At 54.7% G+C, this 15,629-nt stretch carries 14 protein-coding genes; 4 read left to right on the top strand and 10 right to left on the bottom strand.

The annotated features are described in order from the left end of the window. The first annotated feature begins 229 nt into the window (after positions 1-229). Positions 230-601 (top strand): class III extradiol ring-cleavage dioxygenase family protein, encoded by a 372-nt coding sequence (locus G3T16_RS20435; RefSeq protein ID WP_163496833.1) that lies wholly within the window; start codon positions 230-232, stop codon positions 599-601. Between the two features lie 141 nt (positions 602-742). Here the strand turns inward: G3T16_RS20435 and gnd are convergent, their stop codons facing one another. The 5 genes from gnd to G3T16_RS20410 form a co-directional block, all read right to left on the bottom strand. Then, positions 743-1,720, bottom strand: coding sequence for a phosphogluconate dehydrogenase (NAD(+)-dependent, decarboxylating) (gnd, locus tag G3T16_RS20430; protein ID WP_163496832.1), 978 nt, complete (start codon positions 1,718-1,720; stop codon positions 743-745). 92 nt (positions 1,721-1,812) lie between these two features. Further along, the gene (locus tag G3T16_RS20425; protein WP_408610717.1) at positions 1,813-2,043 is read right to left on the bottom strand and encodes a transposase; all 231 of its coding nucleotides are present in this window, start codon (positions 2,041-2,043) and stop codon (positions 1,813-1,815) included. 126 nt (positions 2,044-2,169) lie between these two features. Then, positions 2,170-3,144: an SDR family oxidoreductase gene (locus tag G3T16_RS20420; protein WP_232059190.1), complete on the bottom strand. Its 975-nt coding sequence runs from the start codon at positions 3,142-3,144 to the stop codon at positions 2,170-2,172. Between the two features lie 49 nt (positions 3,145-3,193). Next, complete coding sequence (locus G3T16_RS20415) at positions 3,194-3,571, bottom strand: MaoC/PaaZ C-terminal domain-containing protein (RefSeq protein WP_232059189.1); 378 nt, start codon at positions 3,569-3,571, stop codon at positions 3,194-3,196. Between the two features lie 33 nt (positions 3,572-3,604). Then, positions 3,605-4,123, bottom strand: coding sequence for an FAS1-like dehydratase domain-containing protein (locus G3T16_RS20410; RefSeq protein WP_163496830.1), 519 nt, complete (start codon positions 4,121-4,123; stop codon positions 3,605-3,607). A 315-nt stretch (positions 4,124-4,438) separates the two neighbouring features. Between G3T16_RS20410 and G3T16_RS20405 the strand changes: the two genes are divergently transcribed. Together G3T16_RS20405 and G3T16_RS20400 are read left to right on the top strand one after the other, a co-directional pair. Continuing rightward, positions 4,439-5,584, top strand: a complete 1,146-nt coding sequence (locus G3T16_RS20405; protein WP_163496829.1) for an acyl-CoA dehydrogenase family protein — start codon at positions 4,439-4,441, stop codon at positions 5,582-5,584. Positions 5,585-5,615: 31 nt separating this feature from the next. After that, on the top strand, positions 5,616-6,758 hold the full coding sequence (locus tag G3T16_RS20400; protein WP_163496828.1) for a CaiB/BaiF CoA transferase family protein: 1,143 nt from the start codon (positions 5,616-5,618) through the stop codon (positions 6,756-6,758). Between the two features lie 80 nt (positions 6,759-6,838). Here the strand turns inward: G3T16_RS20400 and G3T16_RS20395 are convergent, their stop codons facing one another. The 3 genes from G3T16_RS20395 to G3T16_RS20385 form a co-directional block, all read right to left on the bottom strand. Then, positions 6,839-7,747, bottom strand: a complete 909-nt coding sequence (locus G3T16_RS20395; RefSeq protein WP_163496827.1) for a LysR family transcriptional regulator — start codon at positions 7,745-7,747, stop codon at positions 6,839-6,841. 169 nt (positions 7,748-7,916) lie between these two features. After that, a complete protein-coding gene (locus tag G3T16_RS20390) occupies positions 7,917-8,117 on the bottom strand; it encodes an acyl-CoA dehydrogenase family protein (protein WP_163496826.1) in 201 nt (66 codons plus the stop codon). 23 nt (positions 8,118-8,140) lie between these two features. After that, positions 8,141-9,322: a lipid-transfer protein gene (locus G3T16_RS20385; RefSeq protein ID WP_163496825.1), complete on the bottom strand. Its 1,182-nt coding sequence runs from the start codon at positions 9,320-9,322 to the stop codon at positions 8,141-8,143. Positions 9,323-9,809: 487 nt separating this feature from the next. Between G3T16_RS20385 and G3T16_RS20380 the strand changes: the two genes are divergently transcribed. Beyond that, positions 9,810-11,525 (top strand): long-chain-fatty-acid--CoA ligase, encoded by a 1,716-nt coding sequence (locus G3T16_RS20380; RefSeq protein WP_163496824.1) that lies wholly within the window; start codon positions 9,810-9,812, stop codon positions 11,523-11,525. Positions 11,526-11,543: 18 nt separating this feature from the next. Here G3T16_RS20380 and G3T16_RS20375 read toward each other — a convergent pair whose 3' ends face one another. Next, positions 11,544-13,058 (bottom strand): nitrilase-related carbon-nitrogen hydrolase, encoded by a 1,515-nt coding sequence (locus G3T16_RS20375; RefSeq protein WP_163496823.1) that lies wholly within the window; start codon positions 13,056-13,058, stop codon positions 11,544-11,546. Between the two features lie 194 nt (positions 13,059-13,252). Beyond that, positions 13,253-15,433 carry a TonB-dependent receptor gene (locus G3T16_RS20370; protein ID WP_163496822.1) on the bottom strand — a complete coding sequence of 727 codons (2,181 nt, stop codon included), beginning with the start codon at positions 15,431-15,433 and terminating at the stop codon, positions 13,253-13,255. Positions 15,434-15,629 lie beyond the last annotated feature (196 nt).

Here is a 15,629-nt window from a genome sequence, read left to right as displayed (position 1 = left end):
TCGAAGTCTCGAACGCGCCTAGGTAGCAGATCGAAATTCGAAACCGAGTTTGTCAAGGCAGAGACAAGAACTGCGACCGCTTGTTCTTGGTTTCCGCTAACAAACTCCTCGTACGTGCTTTCCTCAAATTTAATGTCGAAGCTAAAGACATTGGTGTATTCACGTGTTCCACCATTGAGCAAGCAAATCGCCTCATGAGCAACATACTTTGGTTTTCGCACTTTGCTGAATGCTTCAAAGCCTGGCGGAGTACGTTGGCCTGGATCCCGTGGAACATCTGGCCCTGGGCCGGGCCCTGGCCCCTTTGCGTCGAAGCGGTGTGCTGATCATCGGCAGCGGCATGAGCTACCACAACATGGGCCGCTTCAGCTTCAACAATACAGACCTGGATCCGGACTCGGTACGGTTTGATGAGTGGCTGGCGGAGGTGGTCGAATTACCAACGCAGATACGTGACCAGCGCCTGACGGCGTGGGCCGCTGCCCCCCGGCGGGCGCGCTTCGCATCCGCGCGAGGAGCACCTTCTGCCTTTGCATGTTGTTGCCGGCGCCGCCGGCGAGGATGCGGGCCAACGCGTATTTCAGGATCGCGTTATCGGTAGCGCGCAGTCCGCGTTCCTATTCGGCGGTTGAGGAACGCTTTAACCCCGAAAGCAGCGGAATTCGCCATCGACCCGGTCCATCAGCCTTTCGCCTCCCAATTCGGCCAGACATTCGTCGAAGCCGATGTGCCGGACGGAAGGCTACTGCGGTATTTCAACGTGCCCACCGAATCCAAAGCGCATCGCGGAAAGCAGTTTATCCGCATAGGTGGGTTCGTTCTGCGAGCGGAAACGGACAAAGAGTGCGGTAGCCAGCACCGGCGCCGATACCCCTTGTTGAACAGCGGCGTCAATAGTCCACCGTCCTTCGCCGCTATCGGCCACGGCGCCCGTAAACTTATCCAGTTTCGGGTCACCAGCCAGTGCTTGTGCCGTAAGGTCGAGGAGCCAGGATGAGACAACGCTGCCGCGGCGCCAGACTTCAGCGACATCAGCCAGGTTCAGGTCAAACCGTTCGTCTTCGGGCAGATCCTCCGATGCCCGGCTCTTCATGATGTCGAAGCCTTCAGCATAGGCTTGCATCAAACCGTACTCGATGCCGTTGTGTACCATCTTGACGAAGTGACCGGCCCCCACAGGGCCCGCATGAATATACCCGCGCTCGGCGCGATCATCCGGTGCGTTGCGCCCCAGCGTCCGTTCCAGATCGCCGTGACCGGGTGCCAAGGCTTCGAAGAGTGGCTCCAGCTGATCAAAAACAGGCTTGTCTGCTCCCACCATCATGCAGTAGCCGCGTTCCAGACCCCAAACGCCACCCGAGGTGCCCACATCAACGTACTCCACGCCCCGGGCACGTAACGCCTTGGCCCGGCGAATGTCATCTTTGTAGAGCGTGTTGCCGCCATCAATGACGATATCTCCTGGCTCCAGTTGCTCCCCCAACAATGTCACTGTTTGTTCCGTCGGCTCACCCGCCGGCAGCATCATCCATACCGCGCGGGGAGGTTTCAGTTGGTGAATCAAATCCGTGAGGCTTGCGGTAGCGGTTGCGCCGTCATCGCCCAGGGCCCCAACAACACCCACGTTATGGTCGTACACAACTAGCTCATGTCCTTTACGCATTAGGCGCCGCGCAATGTTGCCGCCCATCCGGCCGAGACCGATGATTCCGAGCTGCATAATTTAATCTCCTGCTGTGGAAGGTGCCGTGATGATCTGCCTCCTCTAAATGAGAATCCATATCAATTATAGCAATACTTGACCCGTTCAGATCAAACGCCTTTTTTGGCATCCTCCCGGATAGCTGCCTGCCAAACCTCATGCAAGGCCTGCTTGCCTTTTGGCTGCAGCGACTTCTGCAGGCAGTTCAGTGCATTCATCATTTTATGCACCCAACACCGCTGGTGCCGGGTCCCCGGATAGATTTCTTCCAGTGCGGGCCAGAAGCCCATGACACAATCCCCGAGAGACAACCCAGCGATACGTGTCCAGCGGTTCCTCACAGCACGCCTGGTTCTACCGGCCAGGCCCGCTTCAATCGAGATACCGTGCCATCGCCCAGCAACCTGCCTGAACGTGAGGCCAGCAACTCCTGGATTTCGACCTCGATAGTCTGCTGGCGAATCCGATCAATTATCGGTGTACCAGGACAAACTACGGGAGAAGGCCCACCTTCCCCCGCATTCAACACTCTTACTGCGGAGCCAGACCGACATCTGCTCCCGCGCGCTCGCGAATCCCGGACTTCGACTGGGCCAACGTGGTGTCGTGGCGGCTATTCTCAAACGAGGTCGCCTCAGCCCACCTTGAGAGAAGATCCTCGGCGGTGAAGTCATCTTGAAAGAAGACGCCCTGTGTCTGCTCCCATCGGGTCTGGCAGACCCAGCCCCCCCTACTTCGTAAAGCTTAGCTGTTTCCTGCGCGCTTTCGTGCGTAAGAAGGATGATGGCGGGCGTGACGTACTCCGGCTTTAGCACTTCAACAACTTCCTTGGGGAGGACGGTTGCCGTTAAACGGGAGCCCGCAGTCGGGCCGACCGCGTTCACGCGAATATTTTTCGACGCGCCCTCGATCGCCAAAGACTGCGTCAGACCAAACAGCCCCAGCTTCGCGGCCGAATAATTGGCTTGACCGAAGTTACCATAAATGCCTGCCACAGATGTCGTCATGATTACACGGCCATAGCCCGCCTCACGCATGTGCGGCCAGGCAGCGCGTGTGACCTTGTAGCTGCCGTAAAGATGGACGCGATAAATAAGGTCCCAGTCCTCGTCAGTCATCTTTGCGAACGACGCATCACGCAGAATCCCCGCATTGTTGACGACAACATCTACTCGACCAAAAGTGTCCATGGCAGCTTGAACAATTTTGTCACCATCCTCGACACTGTCGGTGCTGGCAATGGCCTCGCCACCCATTGCCAAGATTTCGGCGACTACCTGGTCAGCAACCACCTCGCTCTTACCACCACCTGAGGTTGCACCACCGAGGTCGTTGACCACTACCTTTGCACCACGGCGTGCAAACTCGAGTGCATGAGATCGGCCAAGTCCTTGCCCAGCTCCCGTTACTATGACCACACGATTATCGAAACGTAAATCCATGTTCTAACCTCCTGACTGAATTTGTTCTTGGGGTGTGCGGCAGGCACCGTTATGGCAATGCGACGACGGCCTCTCCCCTCAGCGTCTGCCGGCCATCCTGGGCAGTGGCAACGACTTCTACTCGCGCCCGTCGTTCACCCGCCTCTTCATATACTTCAGTGATCGTGCCCTTGCAGCTGATCGCATCATGGACCTGCGTGATAGAGGCGAAGCGAACACCAAAGCCTCGCAGCCTATCGACACCCGCCCATTGCGTAGCGACGCGACTAAGAACGCCGAAAGAGAGCATGCCCTGAACAAAAACATCGGGCAGCCCAGCCTTCTTTGCGAAGTCAATATCAATATGGACAGGATTATGGTCACCAGACGCGCCGGCATATAGCGCGAGAGTCGTACGGGAAACAGGCCCAAAGGTGAGTTCAGGCAAGGTAGTACCCGCCCTATATTTGATACATTCATACTATTGCAACACTCCTTCAGAATTAGCCGAGACGATGAAGAAGGGTGCGCCGCCCCTCACCAAGGCGCCACGATCGGCGTGAGTAATGAGCGATTCGAAGGTGACGAACTCAAGCGTCCCACCTTTCTTCTCGTAAAAGTCGATGACTTTTGTAACGATCGAAACCTCATCTCCCGCATATATGAGGCCGTCATAGGTATAGTATTCATCGCCATGCAAAAGATACCGGAAATCACATCCGACCAGCTCCGCAGAGGACATTTCGCCTCGCTGACGCCGTTCCTCGTCAGCTGCAGCTTCTACAACCATGTAAAAGGAGGGGGGCGCAACCAGGTCTGGGTGCCCCTGCGCGCGCGCTGCCTTCAAACTAGTATGTACCGGGTCGTCGAATCCAAGAACCTTGGAGAAGAACTGGATGCGACCACGCTCAACTTGAACCTTGACAGCTGAAGTTGACTGCCCCTTTGTGTCCCGATTGAACAGACATTTGATGCCAGTCTGTCCTGATGAATCGCTCATATCTCAGCTCCGTTTGACACTATGGGAAGAAACGCGCGACATAACCCCGCCCACTCCCGGCCGCACCTTTGTAGAGCTGGAATGCTAGGGCCAGATATAACGAGCGTCCAATTCATTACAGTGTATAGCCAGTCGTTTCGCTCATATGCCGGCGCGCCTGGGGCTGACCTTAACCATCGCAGCAACAAAGTAATGTATTTATAAACCAGGCAAACCATGCCTCGTACTCATATAAAGGACCATAGATTCATTTGACTTATCGGCTTCTTCCCAACATCTTTGCTTGCTTCTGATGCAATACCGAAAAGGAGAGGTATGCTCAATATACAGGCACGTACTGGATACACAGAAGAGCATGACTTGTTCCGCAATGAAGTTCGCAAATTTTTGGCGCAGGAAGTCGAACCAAAATTCAAGCGCTGGGAAGACGAGAAAACCTGGGACCGAAATTTCTGGCGCGCTGCCGGTGCAGCCGGTCTACTATGCCCGACTGTCCCGGAGGAGTTTGGCGGGCTCGGGCTTGATTTCCGCTATAATGCGGTAATCAATGAGGAGACATCTTACCTCATCGGAAACATGAACGGTGCCGTTCTGCAGTCTGATATCCTCACGGACTATATCGCTGCGCTAGGTACAGAGAAGCAAAAGCGATACTATCTCCCTCGCATGATCTCTGGTGAAGTTATTGCCGCAATCGCCATGACCGAGCCGGGCGGCGGGTCTGATCTTCAGAGCATGCGGACCACAGCAAAGCGTGTTGGATCTGAATATATCATAAGCGGCTCGAAGACCTATATTTCCAACGGTCAAAACTGCGATGTTACCATGGTCGCTGCGAAGAGCGCGCCAGAGCTAGGTGGCAAAGGAATATCCCTGTTTTTTGTCGAGTCCGACCGGGAAGGCTTTCGACGTGGAAGAAATCTCGACAAGATTGGTAATTGGTCCAGCGACACCTCTGAACTATTTTTCGATGATGTCCGCATACCGGAAGAGAACCTGCTCGGTATCGAGAACCGAGGGTTCATTCAGCTGATGGACCAGCTGCCGCAAGAGCGGCTGTCATTAGCTATCACTGCACAGTCAGCAGCCCAACGCGCTTTCGACGAAGCGGTCGCATTCACCAAGGATCGCAAAGCCTTTGGGCAAACGATATTCGACTTTCAAAACACTCGCTTCACCCTCGCAGACCTCGCAGCGAAACTCCAGATTGGCTGGGCGCACATCGATTGGGCGATTTCCCGCCATGTGAAGGGAGAGCTTACGACCGCGGAAGCCTCCGCCGCGAAGTACTGGCACACTGAAACGCAGTGGGAGATCGTTGACGCTGCGCTGCAGCTGCATGGGGGCGCCGGATACATGAATGAGTATAAGATCGCGCAGCTCTGGAGAGATGCGCGTGTGCAGCGGATCGTCGGCGGTACGTCCGAGATAATGCGCGAAATTATTTCGCGCTCCATTTGACCACCTGTAGAAACCCGGAGGAAGCGAGGCTATGAATGGGCCGTTAAAAGGAGTTAGAATTATCGAATTTGCTGGTCTTGGTCCGGGCCCATTCTGCGGCATGATGTTGGCCGACCACGGCGCGGAGGTTATACGGATAGACAGGATTGGTGCGAAGGGGCTTGTGGTTGACCCACACAAGGAAATCCTGAATCGCTCGCGAACGAGCATCGAAGTAGATCTCAAGAGTGCGAAAGGCATCGATTTCGTACGCGAACTATGCAAATCCGCCGACGGGGTTTTTGAAGGCTTCAGACCGGGAGTTATGGAACGGCTTGGACTCGGTCCGGATGTACTGCTGGACGACAACCCCGCCACTGTGTACGGTCGCATGACTGGTTGGGGGCAGGACGGTCCCTATTCGGCGATGGCTGGGCACGACATCAATTATGCGGCACTTTCAGGTGCTCTGCATACCATCGGTCGTTCCGATCAGCGTCCCACCCCACCGTTGAATATGCTGGCCGATTTTGGGGGTGGCGGCATGATGCTGGCATTCGCCATGCTTGCGGCAATTCTTCATGCCCGCGAATCCGGGTGTGGGCAAGTTGTCGACTGCGCGATGACGGAAGGCAGCGCCGTCCTGATGTCAATGATCTACTCGCTGCGGGCCGAGGGGCGCTGGTTAGATGAGCGTGGCAAGAATATTCTTGATAGCGGAGCGCACTACTACGATAGTTACGAAACTTCGGACGGAAAGTTCATTGCAATCGGACCTGTCGAGCCGCAGTTCTATGAGTTGCTTATCAAGACGATAGGCTTGGCAGATGATGTAGAGTTCCAGTTCCAGAACGACCCGCATCATTGGCCCTCGCTCAAGAAAAAACTCGATGATTGCTTTCGCTCCAAAACACGGGATGAGTGGTGTCTACTCTTTGAGGGCACCGATGCGTGCCTTTCACCTGTAATGTCGCTCGACGAAGCGCCTCATCATCCTCACAACGTCGCAAGAGGGGCCTTCGTTGTTGTTGATGGCATAGTCCAGCCCGCACCTGCGCCTCGATATTCCCAGACGAAAACCCACACACCGCAAGGTATGAGAAGCGGCATCGACTCGATCACGCCACTCCTCAAGAATGTCGGCTTCGACGATGCCATGATTGCCTCCCTGCATCAGGAAGGGATCATAGGATAATGCGATGGGTACGCCACCAGGTCATCCAACAAAAATCGGGATCTCCTGCCATGATGGACTCTGGTCTTCAAGCCTGCAACTTACGAAGCGAGCTCGGCCGGCAGTGCTTTTTTAATCATATATAGAAATTCACGCACCGGAGGCGATACCTCCCAGCGAGTTCGGATTGCACAGCACATAGGCCCCTGTATGAATAGCAGGTTTCCGGGTACTTGTTCGTAAATAGTGCTAAAAGCTTTGGACTTCGCATACTCTACTGTTGTCACACCGATCACATCGGACGCAGCCACAACTCGCTTAACAATCGAAAACGAATCTATCGTGTGAACATGCTGTTGCCATGGTAGCCCGTGTTCCTCAAACAGGGCTTGAATGACCACCGCAAAAGGCCGCGAGAAAGAGGGAAGCACGAAATCATAGGCCGCCAGTATTGCTCCGGTGATTTTTTTCCTGCAGAGAATGGGATGGCCCTTGCGGACAAACAGTACCGTCCGGAGCGCTGCGATAGGCTCGCGCTTAAGTCCACCAATTTCAGAAAAGGCCTCCTCGAATCCTACCGCAACATCGACCCCGCCATTACGCAGGAGCTGACTTATCCGTTCAAAACTTCCACCGGCGACATCGAGCTTGATGCTGGGATGCCGAGCCAATAGAGCTGCTAGCGGAGCTGCAAGAAGCCACTCCAATGAGGCCGGACAAACCCCGATACGCAGTGGCTTCGCGAAAGGATCCTTGGGCCCTGCGCCCCTGTCGAATAGTTCCCTGACGTCGTCGAGCAAGCGCTTGACCCGCTCAATAAATTCGGCCCCCTGTTCAGTCATTACCACGCCGCGTGCAGTACGGTGGAATATGGAATAGCCCAACTCGCGCTCGAGGTCGGCAATGCTCTTGGTAATGGCAGATTGGGTTAATCCGATTTGATTAGCAGCCTCGGTGAATGAACCCGCGTGAGCGACGGCAACCGCATGGTTGAAACGTGGATCTAGCATGACCGGACCGTCCAAATCATGAATATGAGTTATATCCAATAATGTTAATAAATTTATGCTTTAGGGGCAATGGACGAAGTATACGCGTGAATAGTCGAAAAGTTGGAGCCTGAAGGTCAGTAACAACAAAATTCGAGTGCTGCCGGACAAAGGGCCAGGCGTCATCGAACTACGGGGGGGGTGTGAATGCATGCACCCGAGGATCGGCATATAGGTCCGCGGCAGGGTACTCTGCCATGTAGCCATAGCCTCTGAAGAACTGTAGACACTCGTCGAGCACTTCGCCTTGGTGTTCAGTGCATCGCCATTTGGGCATATAGCCGGCTCCGTCATCCAGAACTCGGTATTGACGGTGCAAGCGCACTAGCATCGCTCAGATAGCCGTAACCGTACTCAAACGCGTTCATACAACGTCACCACACAGGCACCACCCAGGCCCAGGTTGTGCTGTAAGGCCAGGCGTGCGCCGCCGACCTGTCGTGCTTCGGCACTACCACGTAGCTGCTGTACAAGTTCGAAGCATTGCGCGAGCCCGGTGGCGCCCAACGGATGGCCCTTACTGAGCAGGCCACCTGATGGATTGGTCACGACCGCTCCACCGTAAGTGTTATCGTCATCATTGACGAACCTCTCAGCGTCTCCACGAGAGCACAAGCCGAGCGCCTCGTAGCTAAGTAACTCATTGTGTGCGAAGCAATCATGCAGTTCGACCACATCAAGATCCTGCGGATCCACCCCAGCGGCCTCATAAACCTGAAGCGCCGCAGCTTGTGCCATGCTGAATCCCACAACTTCGCGCATGTCGTGAGCCGCAAAGGCAGTGGGAGTGTCTGTTGTCATTGCCTGCTCCCTGAGGCGAACATTTCCATTAAGACCATGACGCTGTGCGAAGCCCGCTGAGCAAATCACAGCAGCAGCAGCGCCGCACGTTGGTGGACAACACATCAACTTTGTCATTACGCCCGGCCATATTACCTGCGACTTCATCACCTCCTCTGGCGTAACGACGCTGCGAAACAGAGCCATCGGATTGTTCGCTGCATGCCGGCTAGCCTTTGCACGGATCTTCGCAAACGTTTCCACACTGGTTCCGAATTCGTTCATGTGTGCCTGGCCCGCCCCACCAAAGTAACGCAACGCTAAAGGCAGCTCATTCTTGACCAACTCGTCCGTGGCGTGGTCAAACTGTTCAAACGGGCTGGGGCGATCGCTGTAGATCTCACTCAGGGCACCGGGAATCATTTGTTCAAAGCCGAGCGCCAGAACACACTCCGCTGACCCGCTCATCACTGCTTGGCGAGCCAGAAACAAGGCGGTCGATCCAGTAGCACAGTTGTTATTGACATTGACGATCGGGATGCCGGTCATACCAACATCGTATAGTGCACGCTGCCCTGCGGTGGAGTCGCCATACACGTAGCCGACACAAGCCTGTTGTATGAGCGAGTAGCCGATGCCTGCATCCAACAATGCCGCAGACACGGCACTGGCGGCCATCCGCGGATAAGGCTCATTGGTCCCAGGCTTGGTGAACGGAATCATTCCGACACCGGCAACATAAATATCCTTGCTCATCTAATAAATCTCCTGTACCACGTACGAGGCATATAGCTGCCAAATTCCCCGAGTGTTCACGTTGATAAACAATGTTTTCATGTAGATAGTTGTGGGCGTCCAAGGCCCGCCGTCGACGTGCCCTAGGTAGCCTGCACCGATGACAGATTCATTGCGGAACAACTGGGTAGTTTCAGTTCTCGGGCCCCTCAAAGGACGAACGGTCACTGCGACCCTCAGCTCGGAGCCACGTACCGCAACTCAGATATTGAGCTTGCTGAAGCCGAGAAGCAAATTCATTATGGTGCAGCGCCATGAGCTACAGGAATGCATCAGTTTGGCAAATTGAACATATGTCTCTCGGAGAAAAGCGATGAAACTCAAGAATATAGCGAGAGAACAATGAATTTGACAATATAACGGACCGACCTCATCCTTTTCTTCACACCGTCACCGTCTCCGTCAGCAGCCGATAAATATTGGCTGCTGACTCGGGATCGGACTGACAGTGTCTTATCAAAACAATTATGGAGAACGCATTGATGAAAATTCCGCAATGGTCAACAGGGGGGTATTCAACGCAGGAATCGGCAAGGTCGATCCGCCGAATTGGTGCCGGCTCAGATGGAATGACTTGGCAGGGAGATTCAATCCGATGCTGATGCATGATCCGTTCAATTTTCAAGCCAAGAGTCGAGGTAGTTCTCCCTTCGCCAGCTGTGAAGGAGTCAGTATCACCTACGCAGAAGCTCATGAACGGACAGAAAGGCTTGCCTCTATTATTTCTGAACAAGGAGTGAGGAAAGGCGATCGATTCTGTCTACTAATGCGAAACTCAATCGACTATATTTTGCTGATCTATGCCGGCTCACGCATTGGCGCCGTTCCGGTCACGCTCAACTACCGCTTGGCGCCACCGGAGTGGGCCGATACTATCGCCGATTCTGAATCGGGTCTGATAGTTTCCGATATCGAATTCTGCGAAGCGGTTGATGCCGGCCTCAGCCAACTTGAGAATGCACCGGCCATCAGCCGCGTGAGCATCGGCTCTGGAGCATGCAATTGGCATTCACTCGAAGACGCTCTGAACAATACCAGGTCAGCTTGCCGCCCTGTCGCCCTACATCCGGATGACGCCGCACTTCAAATGTATACCAGTGGTACCACCGGCAAGCCGAAAGGCGTAGTCCTCAGTCATCGTGCCTTTGTCAGCAACATTACGCAGAGCCTTTTCTCCATGCCCTACAGGCTCAATCCAGGCGAACGAACTTTGGTGGTGCTTCCGCTATTCCATATCGCCGCGATAGCCACATCATTCAGTGCCGTATCGTCTGGTGCAATGCTGGTAGTGCATAGAGAGGTGAATCCGGTAGCGATTGCCAACTCGCTTGTCCATGATGAGATTGTCGTCGCCAGCCTGGTCCCGGCGGTCATTCAATTGTTGCTTACAGGAGTTCCAGAGCTCGAGGCGATGGAGTTTCCCAAACTTGCGTTTGTCGGGTATGGTGCATCGCCGATCGCAGAGCCCGTATTGCGACGCGCAATGGAGGTGTTCAAATGCCACTTCGCACAAGGATATGGCATGACGGAGCTTGCTGGCTCCTGCGCACTATTGACCGAGGAGGATCATCGCAGGGCATTGGCAGATGACCCCGGATTGCTGCTTTCCGCCGGCAAGGCGCTTCCCGGCGTACAACTTCGTATCGTCGGTTCTGACGAAGTCGATCTGCCTCCAGGCGAGGTGGGTGAGGTCCTCGTACGTGGCCCGCAGCTGATGTCAGGCTACTGGAGAATGAGCGAGGAGACTGCAGAAACACTTAGACACGGCTGGTTGCACACCGGCGATGCCGGATATCTCGATGCTGAGGGTTACCTCTATATCTATGACCGTATCAAAGACATGATTGTCAGCGGCGCTGAGAATATCTACCCTTCTGAAATCGAGAGCGTTCTTCACAGACATCCCGGCATCGCCGATGCATCAGTTATCGGCGTGCCGGACGAACGCTGGGGCGAGACGGTAATGGCAATAGTTGTCACCAAGCCAGGAGCAGCATTGAGTGAAGACGAACTGGACCGTTTCTGTCGGAAGCGCCTTGGTGCCTTCAAGGTACCCAGAAAGTATACGTTTGTTCAATCACTACCCCGGAATCCTGCTGGTAAAATAGTTAAAAAAGAGCTCCGAAAAAAATACTGGGCAGACCAGCCAAGACAGGTACGGTAGGGAACTGCGGAGCAAGTTCTATGACCTGCTTCGCGTTGTCTTTACGATACCTATGGCCGCCATTGCAAACAGACTCAACACGCACAGCCAAGCGAACATATCCCCGACAATATTGTAAATCGTCCTGGTCCCGCTCACAGGGAGGTCGCCGAACATTAGGTGAAGGCCCGGACCGGTAGTGTCCTGGCCAGCAATAGTGCGGCCCAAGTGATCGAATGCGGCGGAATAGCCGTTATAGTCTTGACGAAATAAAGAATAGCCATTCTCAATAGCTCGCAAGCGGGCCATTTTCAGCGTGTGTGTGCGCCCCATCTCGGGCCAGTCCCATCCTGGAACCAGCATGATATCTGCATCTACACGCATCAGAGCGGGAAAATCGGCATCGAAGCAAATGACATTGGTCAGATGGCCAAACGGTGTCTCAACCAACGGCACCGGCGTATCGCCGGGAGGGATGGGCTCTAATCCAGGCACTGGATAACTCTTACTATAGCTCCATATATGCTCGCCGTCTGGACCAATCAGATAAGTATCATTGCGAGCAAACGGCTGGCCCACTGCGACGTTCAGGTAAATCCCCTGTTCGCTCGCGACTTCCGTGGCACGTTCCAATAACCGCTCGTCAGAACCGAGGGACATGGCAGCCGTCTCAGACCAGACGACGACTTTCGCACCGGCCTGCGCGGCCTGTATGGTGCCGGCAATAAGCTCATCCTCAACTGCGGCGTAAGCCACCCTCAGTGCCGCCTCATCCGTCAATGCAGCGGCAGAAGCCTCGCTTTCAAGCAGCTCTCCCGCGGCATTCCGGACAACCATATCAGGTGAAATACCGGCGATCTTTACGTAATCCCCCTCGTACTGGAAGAACGCAAGCCGCAAACTTCCACCTATTAGCACGGCGAGTAATACGAGCGTGAATGCGCCTACCGGTATTCGGCAGCTCTTCCAGGAGACCTCTTCCCATACATGGTTCACCAGCGTAGCGAACCAACCGATGAGAAATCCGATGCCGTATGGACCCGTGATCGACAGGATCTGGAGTAGCGCGAGATGTTCGCTCTGCGTAATCGCTCGGGTTCCATAACTTGTCCCCAGAGGACTGATCGTGGCCATGGCAAACTCAAAAGTCACAATCGCCGAAGGGAACAGCAGCAGACGCCCCACCACGTCGACACGGGGAGCAAGCCACCGGTCCAGCACATACGGCACCGAAAACACTGTGCCGAAAGTGATGCATGCCGCAATCATGGAAGCCTCGAGCGGCACCGCCAACTGCACGGACCACCAGAGCGCACCCGCGACGGACACGACAAGCAATAGACTGAGACCGGCCAAAGGCCGACTCAATCTGACAAATCGAAGCAACAGGACCGGCGCTACCCAGGCTGCCAGAGGAACATCCCATCGGGCACCCACCGCGAAAAGGGAGAAGACTGCACCGAGACCCAACCAAAGATATCTGAAATCGCCGTGAACAAATGCGGCTCCGCCCTGTACTGCCCTGCTCTCTTTGTCAACTACTACCGTAGTCATCGTACCTCCTTGATATTAGGTCCCTGGATACCGCCTAGTGGGCCAGGCGCAAAGTTCGGTTACTGATCTCTTCGCCACAGCGTCCAGAGCTGCGTTGGAAAAACTTAAATTAGCGCCGCTAATCCTGCGTTTTCCCGCCTTGCTCTGAACGCTTTGGCTGTGAGTTTTAGTGACCGAACTTCACGCATGGCCCACTAGCCACCGAAACTGTGAGTTAGCTCGATACCGTAGGTTCTGCCTTCCGAACATCGCGTCGTGACCAGGCCGCCAACGATGTCATTGCTCGAGCAAGACAAATTGTCGCCAAGGTTCCGGCCGTAGACAGCGATATCTATCCCACTGCCGAATAGATTGAGCATTGCGACACGCGCATCAAAAGATGAATAATCGCGCTCGGGGACTATGGAGCTCGAAGCAGGATTCGTCTGATTGGCCTCTCGCCAGAAGTAACTTGCCGTGGCCAGAAATGTTTCGAAAGGGCCCGATACAGGAAGATCGACTTGTCCGCTGATGCCGTAGCTTTCGGGCGTAAGTCCCGCGATGTTCTCGCCAGCCAGGTCCATCCGCGGCGATATCGTGAAGAACTGGTCATACTTGGCATCGATATTTGAATAGAACCCAGATAGCTGCAGCCAGGATATCGGAAGCACGATCATCTCTACTTCGTAGCCCTTTATAGTTGCCTTGTTGGGGAGGCCGGTAATGGGGTCGGTATTCAATGTAACCGCCGTCACTTCTCCTGATATATTATCCACTACTGTATGGGACGTCTGGATATTGTCGTATTTGTTCCGGTAGGCGGCGATATTGGTCCTGAATGGAATCGAACCCAGCTCCCAATCCGCCTTGAGTCCTACCTCCACATCCGTGACGATTTCTGGTGCGTACTGGGCAATAGTCGGGTCGATGGCGTGAGTATTGAAACTTCCCGACTTGTACCCTTTCCGGGTCGTGGCATAGAGAAGCGCGTGATCGCTGGGTTGCCAATCCAGCGTGAAGCTGTAGGTGCCCTCCTGGGAATTCAGCGTCAGCCTGCGCGTACAGGTAGCCAGATCGGTACCGGGATACGCTACCGGGCCGCTATCGGGAACAGGCCGAACCTGCAGCGCACATTCCTGGGGAGATGCACCGGCAAAGGCGCGGGTTGCAATTTCGCGATCATCCCATGTGTAGCGATAACCGGCGGTAAAGGATACACCTTCCATGAATGCCGATAAGTCGTATGTGGCCTGGGCAAAAAGAGCCGTTGATTCGAATGTGGTATCACTGATTGAGCGGCGCGGAGTAGTCATCGATCCAGGCAAAGGAAAAATTATCTGCGTTTCATTTGAACGAGCATCGTCATGGCTATAGGTGATTCCCACCCGCCAATCGAGACGATCGCCAAGCGCATTGCCATAAAGCTGGTTCTCAGTGTAGAAAGACTCGGTTTCGTCAAAGATAGTGGCCTCGATGACTGTTGCCGGCGTACCGTCAAAATCCCTGTCGAAGCCAACCTTTAGATCACCATAATGACTGATATTCTTGAGTGTCACTGGCCCCAGATCGATAGTGAATTTGTTGGTTACGAATGTCTGTTCCACCCTGTCACTATTACGATTTATATTGACTGTCTTGTTTGTGCCGCGTAAATCGAACTCCTGCTCCGCCCATTCTCTCAGGTTATCGGTGCCGAGAATTTCATGAAACGGCGGCTGGAAAATGCATGATGTCACAGGCGTTGTGGGGCCTGTGCAGCCGCCGACCAGGCTCAGCGCCCGATTGGGAACGCGATTTTCTTCCATCGAGTAGTGGCCCGCGATGGTTTGGTTTTCGATGGTAGCGGATGGGCTCCAGAGCAACGAAGCACGCACTGTGCCATTGTGTCGATTGTCGTACTCCCTTCCCGGCTGCGTCACACTTTTAAGAGTGCCATCGCGCCGCTGCAGCTTACCCGCCAGCCGCGTTGCTAAGGTATCGCTCAGCGGGACGTTGAGCGCACCTTCCAGAAAGCGATCATTGAGGTTGCCATACCTCGCTCTAGTAAACCCTTCTACCCCGCTGACGTCCGGTTCCTTGGACGAAAACAGCACGGCACCACCAGTGCTGTTACGGCCAAATAGTGTGCCCTGAGGACCTTTCAGCACCTCCACGGAGCTCAGATCATAGAGACTGTAACGGAGCACTTTTGAATGGGCGGGCACCTCATCAAGGTAGGTGACCACTGATGGATCCACACCGAATCCCAGGAAGGCGCCACGTATCGAGAAATCGAGCTGGCCTGTGGTGCCTTCTGCAATCCTCAAACTGGGAGCCAGGCGCTGAATGTCGACAACCGTCGTCACGGCGGCGACGGTCAAGTGATCATCGGTCAGGGTAGAAATGGCGATAGGCACATCCTGCTGCGACTCCTCGACCCGTCGCGCTCGCACAATTATCTCCTCAAGCTGCCCCCCCTGGCTGCCGGGCTTGTGGACTGCGCAGCCTGCGCATTGACAGGCTGTGCAACAGTGACTCCCGACTGCAGCGCCACATGGATCACTGTTGCCGCCGCGGTAAATACCATACCTTTATTTTTATTCATTTATGTCT

This window comes from Kineobactrum salinum (genome assembly GCF_010669285.1).
Taxonomy (GTDB): domain Bacteria; phylum Pseudomonadota; class Gammaproteobacteria; order Pseudomonadales; family Halieaceae; genus Kineobactrum; species Kineobactrum salinum.
The sequence above is the reverse complement of the archived record's forward strand: the minus strand, read 5'-3'. Positions and strand labels throughout refer to the sequence as shown.